At 62.3% G+C, this 14,585-nt stretch carries 14 protein-coding genes; 11 read left to right on the forward strand and 3 right to left on the reverse strand.

Annotated elements, in window-relative coordinates:
- Positions 1-77: 77 nt before the first annotated feature.
- From rfbB to M2394_RS13490, 7 genes are read left to right on the forward strand one after another with little or no spacing between them, the layout of a single operon-like run.
- A complete protein-coding gene (gene rfbB / locus M2394_RS13460; RefSeq protein WP_259172796.1) occupies positions 78-1,160 on the forward strand; it encodes a dTDP-glucose 4,6-dehydratase in 1,083 nt (360 codons plus the stop codon).
- A complete protein-coding gene (rfbA, locus tag M2394_RS13465; RefSeq protein ID WP_259172798.1) occupies positions 1,157-2,032 on the forward strand; it encodes a glucose-1-phosphate thymidylyltransferase RfbA in 876 nt (291 codons plus the stop codon). The genes rfbB and rfbA overlap by 4 nt, the downstream gene beginning before the upstream one ends.
- Positions 2,029-2,574: a dTDP-4-dehydrorhamnose 3,5-epimerase gene (rfbC, locus tag M2394_RS13470; protein ID WP_259172799.1), complete on the forward strand. Its 546-nt coding sequence runs from the start codon at positions 2,029-2,031 to the stop codon at positions 2,572-2,574. The genes rfbA and rfbC overlap by 4 nt, the downstream gene beginning before the upstream one ends.
- Positions 2,571-3,440: a dTDP-4-dehydrorhamnose reductase gene (gene rfbD, locus M2394_RS13475; RefSeq protein WP_259172800.1), complete on the forward strand. Its 870-nt coding sequence runs from the start codon at positions 2,571-2,573 to the stop codon at positions 3,438-3,440. Before rfbC ends, rfbD begins: the two co-directional genes overlap by 4 nt.
- A 34-nt stretch (positions 3,441-3,474) precedes the next feature.
- On the forward strand, positions 3,475-5,283 hold the full coding sequence (locus M2394_RS13480) for an ATP-binding protein (protein ID WP_176997336.1): 1,809 nt from the start codon (positions 3,475-3,477) through the stop codon (positions 5,281-5,283).
- Positions 5,280-6,665, forward strand: a complete 1,386-nt coding sequence (locus M2394_RS13485; protein ID WP_178918506.1) for a sigma-54 dependent transcriptional regulator — start codon at positions 5,280-5,282, stop codon at positions 6,663-6,665. Before M2394_RS13480 ends, M2394_RS13485 begins: the two co-directional genes overlap by 4 nt.
- A 26-nt stretch (positions 6,666-6,691) precedes the next feature.
- The gene (locus M2394_RS13490) at positions 6,692-7,147 is read left to right on the forward strand and encodes a thioesterase domain-containing protein (protein WP_259172801.1); all 456 of its coding nucleotides are present in this window, start codon (positions 6,692-6,694) and stop codon (positions 7,145-7,147) included.
- Between the two features lie 144 nt (positions 7,148-7,291).
- Here the strand turns inward: M2394_RS13490 and cysQ are convergent, their stop codons facing one another.
- Positions 7,292-8,128, reverse strand: a complete 837-nt coding sequence (gene cysQ, locus M2394_RS13495) for a 3'(2'),5'-bisphosphate nucleotidase CysQ (protein ID WP_178918504.1) — start codon at positions 8,126-8,128, stop codon at positions 7,292-7,294.
- Positions 8,125-8,691: an ADP compounds hydrolase NudE gene (nudE, locus tag M2394_RS13500; RefSeq protein WP_176997340.1), complete on the reverse strand. Its 567-nt coding sequence runs from the start codon at positions 8,689-8,691 to the stop codon at positions 8,125-8,127. Before nudE ends, cysQ begins: the two co-directional genes overlap by 4 nt.
- Positions 8,692-8,778: 87 nt before the next feature.
- On the opposite strand from nudE, the gene yrfG reads away from it, so the two are divergent.
- Positions 8,779-9,441: a GMP/IMP nucleotidase gene (gene yrfG / locus M2394_RS13505; protein WP_259172802.1), complete on the forward strand. Its 663-nt coding sequence runs from the start codon at positions 8,779-8,781 to the stop codon at positions 9,439-9,441.
- Positions 9,442-9,582: 141 nt separating this feature from the next.
- Here yrfG and lysM read toward each other — a convergent pair whose 3' ends face one another.
- Positions 9,583-10,023, reverse strand: coding sequence for a peptidoglycan-binding protein LysM (gene lysM, locus M2394_RS13510; protein WP_176997342.1), 441 nt, complete (start codon positions 10,021-10,023; stop codon positions 9,583-9,585).
- Between the two features lie 142 nt (positions 10,024-10,165).
- On the opposite strand from lysM, the gene M2394_RS13515 reads away from it, so the two are divergent.
- The 3 genes from M2394_RS13515 to M2394_RS13525 all read left to right on the forward strand — a co-directional run bounded on the left by M2394_RS13515 (position 10,166) and on the right by M2394_RS13525 (position 14,335).
- Positions 10,166-11,053, forward strand: a complete 888-nt coding sequence (locus tag M2394_RS13515; protein ID WP_178918502.1) for a LysR family transcriptional regulator — start codon at positions 10,166-10,168, stop codon at positions 11,051-11,053.
- 97 nt (positions 11,054-11,150) lie between these two features.
- Positions 11,151-11,990: a formate dehydrogenase accessory sulfurtransferase FdhD gene (gene fdhD / locus M2394_RS13520; protein ID WP_178918501.1), complete on the forward strand. Its 840-nt coding sequence runs from the start codon at positions 11,151-11,153 to the stop codon at positions 11,988-11,990.
- Positions 11,987-14,335, forward strand: a complete 2,349-nt coding sequence (locus tag M2394_RS13525; protein ID WP_259172803.1) for an FdhF/YdeP family oxidoreductase — start codon at positions 11,987-11,989, stop codon at positions 14,333-14,335. Before fdhD ends, M2394_RS13525 begins: the two co-directional genes overlap by 4 nt.
- The last annotated feature ends 250 nt before the right edge of the window (positions 14,336-14,585 follow it).

Here is a 14,585-nt window from a genome sequence, read left to right on the forward strand (position 1 = left end):
GCGCTTGCACCGACCCGACTCACAACTCAAGCTATGCTTCATTCGCCAAGTGTCCGTCTAAGGAAAAGGCCCTCGACATGCGCATTCTCATCACCGGCGGCGCCGGCTTCATCGGCTCCGCCCTGATCCGCCACCTGATCCAACACACCGAGCACGAAGTGCTCAACCTGGACAAGCTCACCTACGCCGGCAACCTCGAGTCGCTGACAGGCATCGCGTCCAACAGCCGCTACGAGTTCGTGCAGGCCGACATCATTGACCAGCCAACCGTCAGCGCCGTACTGGCACGCTTTGAGCCCCACGCGATCATGCACCTGGCGGCCGAGTCCCATGTGGACCGCTCCATTGACGGTCCGTCGGCCTTCATCCAGACCAATATCGTCGGCACCTACAGCCTGCTGGAAGCCACCCGCGCCTATTGGCAGAAGCTCGATGAGCCGGCCAAGCGTGCGTTCCGCTTCCACCATATTTCCACCGACGAGGTGTACGGCGACCTGCATGGCGTGGACGACCTGTTCACCGAAACCACACCCTACGCCCCAAGTTCACCCTACTCGGCCAGCAAAGCGGCGTCCGACCACCTGGTCCGCGCCTGGCAACGCACCTACGGCTTGCCGGTGCTGTTGACCAACTGCTCGAACAATTACGGGCCGTTCCATTTCCCCGAAAAACTGATCCCGCTGGTGATCCTCAACGCCCTCGCGGGCAAGCCGTTGCCGGTGTATGGCGACGGTCTGCAGGTGCGCGACTGGCTGTTCGTCGAAGACCATGCGAGGGCATTGCTCAAGGTTGTCACGGAAGGCGTAGTGGGCGAGACCTACAACATCGGCGGCCATAACGAGCAAAAGAACATCGACGTGGTGCGTGGCATCTGCGGCCTGCTGGAAGAACTGGCGCCCCAGCGGCCGGCCGGCGTGGAAAAATTCACCGACCTGATCACCTTCGTCAAGGACCGCCCGGGCCACGACCAGCGCTATGCGATCGACGCCAGCAAGATCGAACGCGAGCTGGGCTGGGTCCCACAAGAGACCTTCGAAACCGGCCTGCGCAAGACCGTGCAGTGGTACCTCGATAATCTGGAATGGTGCCGCAGGGTCCAGGACGGCAGTTATCAGGGCGAACGTTTGGGCAACACCGACATGAAGGATCTGATTGCATGATGAAGGGAATCGTATTGGCCGGTGGCTCCGGCACCCGTCTGCACCCCATTACCCTGGGCGTGTCCAAGCAACTGTTGCCGGTGTACGACAAACCGATGATCTATTACCCGATCTCGGTGCTGATGTTGGCTGGCATCAAGGACATCCTAGTGATTTCCACCCCACTGGACCTGCCTCAGTACCGCAACCTGCTGGGCGATGGTAGCCAGTTCGGCGTGCGTTTCACCTACGCCGAGCAGCCGACGCCGGATGGCTTGGCCCAGGCCTTTCTGATCGGTGAGGAATTCATCGGCGACGACCCGGTATGCCTGATCCTCGGCGACAACATCTTCCACGGCCAGCATTTCGGCGATCAGTTGCGTACCGCCGCCGAACGCCCGTCCGGCGCCACCGTGTTCGGCTACTGGGTCAAGGACCCGGAACGCTTCGGCGTGATCGACTTCGACAAGGAAGGCCGTGCCCTGTCCATCGAAGAGAAACCGGCCAAGCCCAAGTCGCCGTACGCCGTCACCGGCCTGTACTTCTACGACAACGACGTGATCAAGATCGCCAAGGCGGTCAAGCCTTCGCCCCGTGGCGAGCTGGAGATCACCGACGTCAACAATGCCTACCTCAAGCGCGGCGATTTGCACGTAGAGCGCTTCGGCCGCGGCTTTGCCTGGCTGGACACCGGCACCCACGACAGCCTGCTCGAAGCGTCGACCTATGTGCAGACCATCGAGCACCGCCAGGGCTTGAAGGTCGCCTGCCTCGAAGAAATCGCCTACGAAAACGGCTGGATCGATCGTGACCACCTGCTGGAGCGTGCCAAGTACTTTGGCAAGACCGGTTATGGTCAATACCTGTTCACACTCGCAGGGGAAACCATATGAATGTGACCGCCACTGAGTTGCCCGGTGTACTGATCATCGAGCCGAAGGTTTTTGGCGATGAACGCGGCTTTTTCTATGAAAGCTTCAACGCCCGGGCGTTCGCGGAAGCTACCGGGCTGCAGCATCAATTCGTGCAGGACAATCACTCGCGCTCGCAAAAGGGCGTTCTGCGTGGCCTTCACTACCAGGTTGAACACGCTCAGGGAAAACTGGTGCGCGTAACCGCAGGCGAAGTCTTGGACGTGGCGGTGGATATTCGCCGCAGTTCGCCTCACTTCGGCCAATGGGCCAGCGTTAGACTGTCCGCCGACAACAATCGGCAACTGTGGATTCCACCGGGTTTTGCCCATGGGTTTGTAGTGCTCAGCGACTTCGCCGAATTCCTCTACAAGACTACCGATTACTACACACCGGCTGCCGAACGTTGCATTCGCTGGGACGACCCTGACCTCAATATCGATTGGCAGCTGACAGGCACACCGACCTTGTCCGCCAAGGACCAGAGCGGCAAAAGCCTGAAAGACGCCGACCTGTTCCCATGAAAATCCTCATTACCGGCCAGCACGGCCAAGTCTCCCGCGAGTTGCAACAGCGGCTCCAGGGCCTCGGTGAACTCATCGTGCTGGGGCGCGACCAGCTGGACCTGGCAGACGCCGAGCAGATCCGCCAGCACGTACGCGCCCAGCGCCCCGGCCTGATTATCAACGCTGCGGCCCACACCGCTGTGGACCTGGCCGAGAGCGAACCCGACGCCGCCTTTGCCATCAACGCCATCGCGCCCGGCGTGCTGGCCGAAGAAGCCAAGGCCCTGGGCATTCCGTTGATCCACTACTCCACCGACTACGTGTTCGACGGCAGCAAGCCCGCGCCCTACACCGAAGCCGACACGCCCAACCCCCTGGGCGTCTACGGCCAGAGCAAGCTGGCGGGCGAGCAGGCGATTGCGGCGGTGGGCGGCGAATACCTGATCCTGCGCACCAGCTGGGTGTACGCCAACCACGGCAAGAACTTCCTGCTGACCATGCAACGCCTGCTGCCAGAGAAGCCGCAGATGCGCATCGTGGCCGACCAGATCGGTGCGCCGACCTGGGCCGGTAGCATCGCCAACAGCACCCGCGCGTTGATCGAGCGCTGGCAGGCAGGCCAACCCGGCGACTGGGGCATCTACCATTTGACGGCCCAGGGTGAGACCTCCTGGTTTGGCTTTGCCCAAGCCATCGGCGAGCACCTGAAAGCCCAAGGCAAAGCCTGCGCCGAACTGGAGGCCATTCCGTCCAGCGCCTACCCGACGCCGGCCAAGCGTCCGCTTAACTCACGCCTCGATTGCAGCCGCCTGCAACAGCAATGGCAGGTCAGCCAGCCGCTATGGCAAGACGCATTGCGCGAGTGTCTTGCACAGCAGCACTAGGCATAATGCGCCTGTACCCACAGGCGCACGACTCATGACTCCATCCCTTCCGCGAAGACCCCGTTGGCGCAGCCTCGCGCTGTTGGCGCTGTGCCTGGCGCCGCTGCTGTGGCCGCTGGAGCACTTGGCCGAGCGCTATTACCGCAACGAACTGGCCGGGCAAAATCGTCAGACCCTCGACCTGTACGTCGCCAACTTGCTCGGCACCCTGCACCGCTATGAAGTGCTGCCGCAGATACTCGGCGACCTGCCCGCCCTGCGCACCGCGCTGGACGCACCCCAGGTGAGCACCAACCTGGTCAACGCCAACCTCCTGCTCAAGGACGTCGCCGCCCAGGCCGGCGTGGAAGTGATGTACCTGATGGACACCACCGGCAAGACCCTGGCCGCCTCCAACTGGGACAAGCAGGACAGTTTTGTCGGGCGCAATTTTTCCTTCCGGCCTTACTTCAGCGAAGCCATGGCCGGACGCCTGGGGCGGTTCTTCGGCCTGGGCACCACTTCAGCCAAGCGCGGTTACTTCTTCGCCGCCGCCGTACGCGACGGCGACACGATCATCGGCGTGCTGGTGGTCAAGGTTGACCTGGACCACACCGAAAGCCTGTGGGGCAACACCCCGGAACAACTGCTGGTGACCGACCACAACGGCGTGGTGATCCTCACGTCGCGCCCTCAATGGCGGTTCCGCGCCACCCGGCCGCTGACCACCGAAGAACGCCAGGCCATCATCGCGATCCAGCCCTACCCGACCCGCGACCCACAACCACTGGCCCTGAGCAACACCGCCTGGTTGCGTCAGTCCACGGCCATCGCCGAAACCGGCTGGAACGTCGAAATTCTCGCCCCTCGTTCGCTGATCAGCCGCCCGGTGCGCACGGTGGTTGCCGTCGGCGGCGCCACCTTGTTGGTGTTGATGTTGCTGCTGGGCCTGATGATGCAGCGCCGCCGGCACTACCTGGAGCGCATCGCCTTTGAAGCCAAGGCGCGTCGCGAGCTGGAAATGCGCGTGGTGGAGCGCACCAGCGACCTGGAGGGCCTCAACCGGCGCCTCAAACAGGAAGTGCTGGAGCGTGAACACGCGCAGCAGGAACTGGTGCGCGCTCAGGATGACCTGGTGCAGGCGGGCAAACTGTCGGCGCTGGGCACCATGTCGGCCAGTATCAGTCATGAGCTCAACCAGCCCCTGGCAGCGATCCGCAGCTATGCGGAAAACGCCGAAATCCTGCTCGACCACGAACGCACCAGCGACGCCCGGGGCAACCTCAAGCTGATCAGCGAGCTGACCGGGCGCATGGCTTCGATCATCGCCCACCTGCGTGCCTTCGCCCGCCGTGACCGCCATGCGCCCGAGAGCGTGGCGCTGCAACCGGCGCTGGACGATGCGCTGGCACTGCTGGCCAAACGGCGGCGGTCAATGGAAGTCGAGCTGATCCGCGACCTGCCCGAGGCAACCCTGTGGGTACAAGCCGGTGAAACCCGACTGCGCCAGGTATTGGGCAACCTGCTGGCCAATGCCCTCGACGCCCTCACCGAAAAAGGCCCGCCGCGCAAACTCTGGTTGAGTGCCCAAACCACCGAACAGGGCGTCAACCTGTACATCCGCGACAACGGTCCGGGTTTTTGCATGGAAGCATTGGGCCGCGCCAGCGAGCCGTTCTACACCACCAAGACCCGCACCCAGGGCCTGGGCTTGGGGCTGGCCATCTGCGACACCCTGATGCGCGCCTTCGGCGGCGAATTGTTGTTCGCCAACCACAAGGAAGGCGGCGCGCTGTTAACCTTGAAATTGCGTGCCGGTTCGCCGGGCGTCAGTCTGCAACCGTCCGAGGACCGCAGTGTATGAGTATCGATAACGGGATCCAGGTGGTGTTGATCGACGACGATCCACACCTGCGTCAGGCCCTGTGCCAGACCCTGGACCTGGCCGGGCTGAAAGTCCTGACCCTGGGCGAAGCCAGCGGCCTCACTGCGCGCCTGTCCCGCGATTGGCCGGGCGTGGTGGTCAGCGACATCCGCATGCCCGGCATGGACGGCCTGGAGCTGCTGGCCGAACTGCACGGCCAGGACCCGGAGCTGCCCGTGCTGCTGATTACCGGCCACGGTGATGTGCCGCTGGCGGTACAGGCCATGCGCGCCGGCGCGTATGACTTCCTGGAGAAACCGTTTGCCAGCGATGCCTTGCTCGACAGCGTGCGCCGCGCCCTGGCCCTGCGCCGCCTGGTGCTGGACAACCGCAGCCTGCGCCTGGCCCTCAGCGATCGCCAGCAACTGAGCACGCGCCTGGTGGGGCATTCCCCGCAGATGCTGCGCTTGCGCGAGCAGATTGGCGCGCTGGCGGCGACCAAGGCCGATGTGCTGATCCTTGGCGAAACCGGTGCTGGTAAAGAGGTGGTGGCGCGTGCGCTGCACGATCTATCGAGCCGACGCAGCGGGCCGTTTGTGGCGATCAACGCCGGCGCCCTGGCCGAGTCCGTGGTCGAAAGCGAACTGTTCGGCCATGAGCCTGGTGCCTTTACCGGCGCGCAAAAGCGCCGTATCGGCAAGTTCGAGTTTGCCAACGGCGGTACGCTGTTCCTGGATGAAATCGAAAGCATGAGCTTGGATGTGCAGGTCAAGCTGCTGCGCCTGTTGCAGGAGCGTGTGGTGGAGCGCCTGGGCGGCAACCAGTTGATCCCGCTGGACATCCGCATCATCGCCGCCACCAAGGAAGACCTGCGTCAGTCCGCCGACCAGGGCCGCTTTCGTGCCGACTTGTATTACCGTCTCAACGTTGCGCCGCTGCGCATTCCGCCGCTGCGCGAGCGGGGCGAAGATGCGTTGATGCTGTTCCAGCACTTTGCCGACGAAGCCAGCAGCCGCCATGGCCTGCCACTGCACGAGCTGCAGCCGGGCCAGCGCGCACTGCTGCTGCGCCACAGCTGGCCGGGCAATGTACGGGAACTGCAAAACGCCGCCGAACGGTTTGCCCTGGGCCTGGAGCTGGCCTTGGACGCGACACCGGACAACCCGTCTGCCGGCGTGTTGACCTCCACCAAAGGTGGCCTGAGCGAGCAAGTCGAGCAGTTCGAAAAAAGCCTGATCGCCGCCGAACTGACTCGCCCCCACAGCTCCCTGCGCAGCCTTGCCGAAGCCTTGGGGGTACCGCGCAAGACCCTGCACGACAAACTGCGCAAACACGGCCTGAACTTCGCCGACAGCGCCAACCATGGCGCCGACGACGAATGACCCACCCCACTCGCCACGAGGCCCCCATGAGCCGCGACAGCCGTTACCTGGAATCCATCCTTCACCACGACATCCCCCTCACCCGGGAAATGGGCCTCAAGGTGCTCGACTGGCAACACGGCCAATTGCAGCTGCACCTGCCCTTGCAAGCCAACATCAATCACAAGAGCACCATGTTTGGCGGCAGCCTCTATTGCGGTGCCGTGCTGGCGGGCTGGGGTTGGTTGCACCTGCAATTGCGTGAGGAAGGGATTGAAGACGGGCACATCGTGATTCAGGAGGGGCAGATCAGCTACCCGCTGCCGGTGACCCGGGACGCGACGGTGGTGTGCCAGGCACCGGAGGAGAAGGTGTGGAAGCGCTTTGTAGCGACCTACAAGCGCTATGGTCGTGCGCGGCTGACGCTGGAGACGTGGATTGTGAATGAAGGCAGTGAAGCGCATGCGGTGGCGTTTACCGGCCAGTACGTCCTGCACCGTTAACCGCCACAACACAAAATAACTGTGGGAACTGGCTTGTGTGGGAGCGGGCTTGCTCGCGAATGCGGTGTGTCAGTCACCAGATATCTGGCTGACACTCCGCTTTCGCGAGCAAGCCCGCTCCCACGTTTTTGATCTGCTGTGGCTTTAAGAACGGGCCAGGGTCAGCAACCGCTCACGCCAAGCCGCCTTGGCCGGCAACGCCAAAAAGAACGGGTTCAACAACGACGCCCGCGCCGGATAGCTGAACGGCTCGCCACTCAACTCCAGCACTTCGCCGCCCGCCCCTTCCAGCACGCCCTGGGCTGCCGCAGTGTCCCATTGCGACGTCGGCGCCAACCGTGGGTAGCAATCGGCACTGCCTTCGGCCAGCAGGCAGAATTTCAGCGAGCTGCCGATATTCGCCAGCTTGAGCTCACCCAGGCCTTCGCTCAAACCATCCAGCAAACGCTCCTGCTCGGGGCTGGTGTGCCGACGGCTGGCAACCACGGTAAAGGCCTCGCCGGCGGCTGGCGTCTGGCGCACCTGAATCTGCTTGGGCGCCTCATTTACATCGGAACGCCATGCCCCAAGACCGGCGCCGCCAAAGTAGCAACGGCCGCTGGTGGGCATCGACACCACGCCAAATACCACGCGGCCTTGCTCGATCAGGGCGACGTTGACGGTGAACTCTTCGCTGCCGGAAATGAATTCCTTGGTGCCATCCAGCGGGTCCACCAACCACCAACGCTGCCAACCGGCGCGCACGCTCTGGTCGATATCGGCGTCTTCTTCAGACAATACGGGAATACTCGGGTCCAGCGCGGTGAGCCCGGCGAGGATCAGATGGTGAGCGGCCAGGTCTGCCGCCGTCACCGGCGAGTCATCAGACTTGGACGTGACAGCCACGTCGGCCCGCCAATAAGGAAGGATCGCCTCACCCGCCTGACGCGCCAGCTCGATCACGGGGGCAATAAACGGGTGGCCTAAAAACAGTTCGCTCATGCGATAAACGCTCCACGCTGGGTCAACAGGTCTCGTACCAGGTACAGCGCGGCCAAGGCGCGGCCTTCGCTGAATTGCTCGTTTTGCGCCAGTTGCGACAACTCCCGCAGGTTGACGCGGTCAACCCGCATCGGCTCGGGCTCGTCACCCTCAAGGCGCTCTTCATAGAGGTCGGTGGCCAGCACCACCTGGATTTTCTGGCTCATGTAGCCTGGCGACAGCGAGAGCTCGGTGAGGTGTTCCAATTGGCGCGCGCCGTAGCCCGCCTCTTCCTTGAGTTCACGATTTGCCGCCGCCAGCACATCCTCGCCGGGCTCGATCAGTCCCTTGGGCAGGGACAACTCATATTCATCCGTGCCGCCGCAGTATTCTTCCACCAGCAAGGCGTGATCGGCGTCGATCATTGCCACGATCATCACTGCGCCATAACCGGCACCGCGGCCCACCAGGCGTTCGTAGGTTCGTTCAACGCCATTGGAAAAGCGCAATTGCACTTCCTCCACGCGGAACAAACGGCTACTGGCGACTATTTCGCGGGCGAGGACGGTGGGTTTCTGGCGCATAAGCGGCTCCTTGGCGTGATCGGGTTACTATACCGTGGCTTTTCCGATTGTCTGTGTCGGATATCTTTACTTACATGAGAACCGCCCATGCCCTCTCTGCCCTGGCACGCCATCGACACCGTCCTGCTGGACATGGACGGCACTTTGCTCGACCTGCATTTCGACAACCACTTCTGGATGGAGCACCTGCCACAACGGTACGCCGAGTTGCACGGTGTGAGCCGCGCCATGGCCGAGCTGGAGTTGCAACCTCTGTTCGAGCATAACGCTGGACAGTTGCAATGGTATTGCCTGGATTTCTGGACCACCGAACTGAAGATCCCGGTACGCGACCTCAAGCTGGAAACCGCCCACCTGATCGCCCTGCGCCCAGACGCCGACACCTTCCTGGCGGCGATCAAGCAGGCTGGCAAGCGGGTGATCCTGATCACCAACGCTCATCGCGATTCGCTGTCATTGAAGTTGGAACGCATCGAATTGGCGCCGTATTTCGAAAGGTTGATCAGCTCCCACGATTACGGTTTCGCCAAGGAAAACCCGCAGTTCTGGGATGCTCTGCAAACCGACATCGGCTTCGACCCGGCGCGCAGCCTGTTTATCGATGACACCTTGCCGATCCTGCGCAGCGCCCGGGACTTTGGTGTGGGGCATCTGCTGGCGGTAAGAGAACCGGACAGCAAAAAAGGGCCAAAGGACACTGCAGAGTTTGCAGCCGTCGAAGACTATCGAGACCTCATTGCCGGACTCTAAACCTATGTGACCCAATAACCATGCGGGAGCCGGGCTTACCCGCGATAGCAGAGTGTCAGGCAAGACCTCTCTACCTGATCCTCCGCTATCGCGGGCAAGCCCGGCTCCCACATAAGCCAGCACCCACCTCTCGTAGGCGTGTTACTCAGGAATACGCAACGTCTGCCCTGGGTAAATCTTGTCCGGGTGAGACAGTAACGGCTTGTTAGCCTCGAAGATCTTGTTGTACTGGTTGGCGTTGCCATACACCGCCAGGGAAATTGCGCTCAGTGTGTCGCCCTTTTTCACTACGACGAAACGGGCGGCGGCAACCGCCGGGCCGGAGACGGTAATCTGATCCTCGACACTGGCCACCCCGGCAATATTGCCTGCCGCCAGGATGATTTTTTCTTTCTCTTCCTGGCTGGCCACTTCACCGCTGATCGTCACCTTGTCACCGTCGACGGTGGCATGCACGTTCGGGTTGCCCAGCCCCACGTCCTCAATGTGCTTTTTAAGATCTTCGCTGGCGTTGGCGTTGCCTGGCGTCAACAGCTTGACCAGCTTTTCGCCGGCCTCTTTCACAAAGCTGAAAATACTCATGTTTGCTCTCCTTGGGGTTTAGGTTCCAGATGCCAAAGACTAGACCAGTCCTACAGAACCTGGTTCCAGCCCGACCAATGACCAGACGACTCCTACACGCGTTAGAATCCCCTCGCTATTGGAGCAAGCCCACGGAGCGAAGATGGACATCAAACAGCTGAAATTCCTCATCGCCCTCGACGAAACCCGTCACTTCGGCCAGGCGGCAGCGCGTTGCCATATCACCCAGCCGACCCTGTCGATGCGCCTGCGCAACCTGGAAGAGGAACTGGACCTTCCCCTGGTCAACCGGGGACAGCGCTTTGAAGGGTTTACCGCGCCGGGCGAACGGGTGCTGGCGTGGGCCCGCACCGTGCTCGCGGCCTATGATGGCTTGCAGGCAGAAGCCGCTGCCTGTCGCGGCAACCTGGTGGGCACATTGCGGTTGGGGGTGGTGCCGCTGTCGAGCTTCGACCCTTTGGCCCTGATGCAGCAGTTGCACAAAGAACACCCCAGCCTGCGTTTTGAGCTGTCGGCGCTGAGCTCCGAGCAGATCCTTGAGCAGCTGGCCAGCAATCGGCTGGACCTGGGCGTGTCCTACCTGGAACGCCTGGACAACGAGCGCTTCGACTCCTTGGCCTTGGGCGAAACCCGTATGGGCCTGCTGTATGACCAGCGGTTTTTCAGCTTCGGTGACACGCCGTTGAGCTGGGAAGCGCTGATCGAGCTGCCGCTGGGCATGCTCACCAGCGGCATGCACTTTCGCCAGTCCATCGACCACAACTTCCACAGCCGGGGGCTCAACCCACAACCGCTGCTGCAAACCGACGCCGTCCATCAGTTGTTACAAGCTGTGCACGGCGGGCTGTGCTGCGCGGTGATGCCGCTGGAAGGGGGGCTCGATGCGCTCACCGAACACCTGCGCCTGCAACCGATCGAAGACGCCCATACCCTGGCGCGCCTGGGGCTGATCATGCGTCGCAGTGCCCCACGCTCGGCGCTGGCCGAAGCCTGTTTCGCGCTGTTTCAGAAATCGCAAAACGAGTCTTGATCGACGTCATCTATCGGTAGATCAGTACTGGCAATTAGACGCGACGCTTTGTCGCGCCTAGTCTAAACACTGATCAATCCGTCGGTGGTACTGCCCCATGAACGCCAAGCGCCCAGTCTGCGCGGCGCCTGCCTCTGAGACGCCCGCGCCTGCCGCCAGCCAGAGCTACCAGTATTGCAATCTTGAACACACTGAAGTCGCCAGCACCGCGTTGGCTGAAGAAGTGGCGTTGGCGATTGCCTATAACGACATCAGCCAAGCGGTGATGCTGGTGACGCCGACGGACCTGGAAGACTTCATCGTCGGCTTCAGCATGGGCAGTGGCATTATCGCCGACGTTAGCGACATTTATGACCTGAAACTCAGTGGTTCGGGCTCGGCCCAATACGCCCAGGTCCAGATTTCCAGCCGTGCCTTCTGGAACCTCAAGCAGCAGCGCCGACAGTTGGCAGGCACCAGCGGCTGTGGCTTGTGCGGCGTGGAAGCCGTGGAACAGGCCCTGCCGGACCTCCAGGTGTTGCCGGGTGCCCCCTTGCCACCGGCCGCGTGGCTCGATGGGCTGCGCCAGCGCATCAGCGCCTTTCAGCCCCTGGGCCAGTACAGCGGCGCCGTGCATGCGGCGGTGTTCATGAACGGCCAGGGCGAATTGCTGCTGGGCCGTGAAGACATCGGCCGGCATAACGCCCTGGACAAATTGATCGGCGCGTTGATCCGCCAAAAGATTTCGACCGAAGGTGGCCTGGCAATTGTCACCAGCCGTTGCAGCCTGGAATTGATCCAGAAAGTCCTGCGCGCGGGCATCCAGACCCTGGTCAGCCTGTCGTCACCCACCGGCCTGGCCTTGCAATGGGCGCGCCGGCACAACCTCAACCTCATCCACCTGCCGCAGAAAAGCGCGCCGCGGGTCTATAGCCCAGCGATGGAGTACCAACCATGAGCATGCACCATCAAGCCGACCAAACCCCAACCCCGCGCTACAAGCCCTACAAAGGCCCGGCCGGTGGCTGGGGCGCACTGATCAGCGTGGCGCAGGCCTGGTTGACCAGCGACAACGCGCTGAAAAACCTGCGCATGATGCTCAAGACCAACCAGAACGGCGGTTTCGACTGCCCGGGCTGCGCATGGGGCGACTCGCCGGAAAGCGGCATGGTGAAGTTCTGCGAGAACGGCGCCAAGGCCGTGAACTGGGAAGCCACCAAGCGTCGCGTCGACGCGGCGTTCTTCGCCAAACACAGCGTCACTGCGCTGCTGGAGCAAAGCGACTACTGGCTGGAGTACCAAGGCCGCCTGACCGAACCGATGCGCTACGACGCCGAAACCGACCGCTACCAGCCCATCAGTTGGGAAGCCGCGTTCGACCTGGTAGGCAAGCACCTCAACGCCCTGCCCAGCCCGGACATGGCCGAGTTCTACACCTCGGGCCGCGCCAGCAACGAAGCGGCGTATTTGTACCAGCTGTTCGTGCGCGCCTACGGCACCAACAACTTCCCGGATTGCTCGAACATGTGCCACGAAGCCAGTGGCGTAGCCCTGGCGCAAAGCGTGGGCGTCGGCAAAGGCACCGTGACCTTCGATGATTTTGAACATGCCGATGCGATCTTCGTATGGGGCCAGAACCCGGGCACCAACCACCCGCGCATGCTCGAACCGCTGCGCGAAGCGGTGAAGCGTGGCGCCCAGGTGGTGTGCATCAACCCGCTGAAAGAGCGCGGCCTGGAACGTTTCCAGCACCCGCAGCACCCGCTGGAAATGCTCACCAACGGTGACAAGCCGACCAACACCGCCTACTTCCGCCCGGCACTCGGCGGCGACATGGCCATCCTGCGTGGCATGGCCAAGTTCCTGCTGCTGTGGGAACGCCAGGCCCAGGCCGAAGGCAAGGAAGCCGTGTTCGACCACGACTTCCTCAACGAGCACACCGCCAACGTGCTGGAGTACCTGGGCAAGATCGACGACACCTCCTGGGATGAAATCGTCGAGCAGTCCGGCCTGACGCTGGTGGAGATCGAGCAAGCGGCGCGCATGTACGCCAAAGGCAAGAACGTGATCATGTGCTGGGCCATGGGCATCACCCAGCATCGCCATTCGGTGCCGACCATCCAGGAAATCGCCAACCTGATGCTGCTGCGCGGCAATATCGGCCGCCCTGGCGCCGGCCTGTGCCCGGTGCGTGGCCACAGCAACGTGCAGGGTGACCGCACCATGGGTATCAACGAGCGCCCACCGGTGGCGTTCCTCGATTCCCTGGAGCGTCGCTTCCAGTTCCAGGTGCCGCGTGAGAACGGGCACAACGTGGTCGAAGCGATCCACGCCATGCTCGAAGGCCGTTCCAAAGTGTTCATCGGCTTGGGCGGCAACTTTGCCCAAGCCACCCCAGACAGCCCGCGCACCTTCCAGGCCCTGCGCAATTGCGACCTGACCGTGCAGATCAGCACCAAACTCAACCGCAGCCACCTGATGCACGGCAAAGACGCGCTGATCCTGCCGTGCCTGGGCCGTACTGACATCGACATCCAGGCCGACGGCCCGCAAGCGGTGACGGTGGAAGACTCGTTCAGCATGGTTCACGGCTCCAACGGCCAGTTGCAGCCGCTGTCGAAATTCATGAAGTCCGAGCCTGCCATCCTGGCCGGTATCGCCGCCGCCACCCTGGGCAGCAAACCGGTGGATTGGAATTGGCTGGTGGCCGACTACGGGCGCATTCGCGACCTGATTGCCGACACTATCCCGGGCTTCAAGAACTTCAACGAGAAGATCAAAAACCCAGGTGGGTTCTACCTGGGCAACGCGGCCGGCGCCCGCCGCTGGAACACCCCGTCGGGGCGCGCCAACTTCCGCCCGAACATCCTGCCCAAGGATTTGATCCACGAGCGCACCCACGCGACGGGCAAGGTGCCGGACCTGATCATGCAATCAATGCGCTCTCACGATCAGTACAACACCACCATCTATGGCCTGGACGATCGCTACCGTGGCGTGAAAGGCCAGCGTGACGTGCTGTTCGTCAATGAAGCCGACATCATCCGCCTGGGCTTCAAGCCAGGGCAGAAGGCCGACATCGTGTCGTTGTGGGAAGACGGCCGCGAGCGCCGCGTGAAAGGCTTTACCTTGCTGGCGTTCGATATTCCTGCGGGGCAGGCGGCGGCTTACTACCCGGAAGTGAACCCACTGGTGCCCCTGGAAAGCACCGGCGATGGCAGCCATACGCCAACGTCGAAATTCGTGGCGATTCGCCTGGAAGCAGCAAGCGACAACGGCTTGATTATGGCCCGCTCGGCCTGATCACCCTTACAACTGTAGGAGCCGGCTTGCCGGCGATGCGGCCATTAAGCCTTGCGTTGATTGCACCGACGCCATTGCCGGCAAGCCGGCTCCTGCAGTGAGTGCTCCCATGCAGGCAACGGGAACGATGCCGGGTCAAATTTCGGGCATAAAAAAGGCCGCTTTTGCATAAAAGCGGCCGTTCCGAAGTAGCTAAAGACCTGCAAAAATCACTTAAGTTCCCCATAAAAAACAGCAACTTAGTAAATTG

This window comes from Pseudomonas sp. BIGb0164 (assembly GCF_024810135.1).
In the GTDB taxonomy this organism is placed as follows: domain Bacteria; phylum Pseudomonadota; class Gammaproteobacteria; order Pseudomonadales; family Pseudomonadaceae; genus Aquipseudomonas.

Coding starts and splice junctions, on each gene's coding strand:
- M2394_RS13525 (WP_259172803.1), top strand. CDS start 11,987: ATGAGCATGCACCATCAAGCCGACCAAACCCCAACCCCGCGCTACAAG.
- M2394_RS13515 (WP_178918502.1), top strand. CDS start 10,166: ATGGACATCAAACAGCTGAAATTCCTCATCGCCCTCGACGAAACCCGT.
- fdhD (WP_178918501.1), top strand. CDS start 11,151: ATGAACGCCAAGCGCCCAGTCTGCGCGGCGCCTGCCTCTGAGACGCCC.
- yrfG (WP_259172802.1), top strand. CDS start 8,779: ATGCCCTCTCTGCCCTGGCACGCCATCGACACCGTCCTGCTGGACATG.
- cysQ (WP_178918504.1), bottom strand. CDS start 8,128: ATGAGCGAACTGTTTTTAGGCCACCCGTTTATTGCCCCCGTGATCGAG.
- nudE (WP_176997340.1), bottom strand. CDS start 8,691: ATGCGCCAGAAACCCACCGTCCTCGCCCGCGAAATAGTCGCCAGTAGC.
- M2394_RS13485 (WP_178918506.1), top strand. CDS start 5,280: ATGAGTATCGATAACGGGATCCAGGTGGTGTTGATCGACGACGATCCA.
- lysM (WP_176997342.1), bottom strand. CDS start 10,023: ATGAGTATTTTCAGCTTTGTGAAAGAGGCCGGCGAAAAGCTGGTCAAG.
- M2394_RS13490 (WP_259172801.1), top strand. CDS start 6,692: ATGAGCCGCGACAGCCGTTACCTGGAATCCATCCTTCACCACGACATC.
- rfbA (WP_259172798.1), top strand. CDS start 1,157: ATGATGAAGGGAATCGTATTGGCCGGTGGCTCCGGCACCCGTCTGCAC.
- rfbD (WP_259172800.1), top strand. CDS start 2,571: ATGAAAATCCTCATTACCGGCCAGCACGGCCAAGTCTCCCGCGAGTTG.
- M2394_RS13480 (WP_176997336.1), top strand. CDS start 3,475: ATGACTCCATCCCTTCCGCGAAGACCCCGTTGGCGCAGCCTCGCGCTG.
- rfbB (WP_259172796.1), top strand. CDS start 78: ATGCGCATTCTCATCACCGGCGGCGCCGGCTTCATCGGCTCCGCCCTG.
- rfbC (WP_259172799.1), top strand. CDS start 2,029: ATGAATGTGACCGCCACTGAGTTGCCCGGTGTACTGATCATCGAGCCG.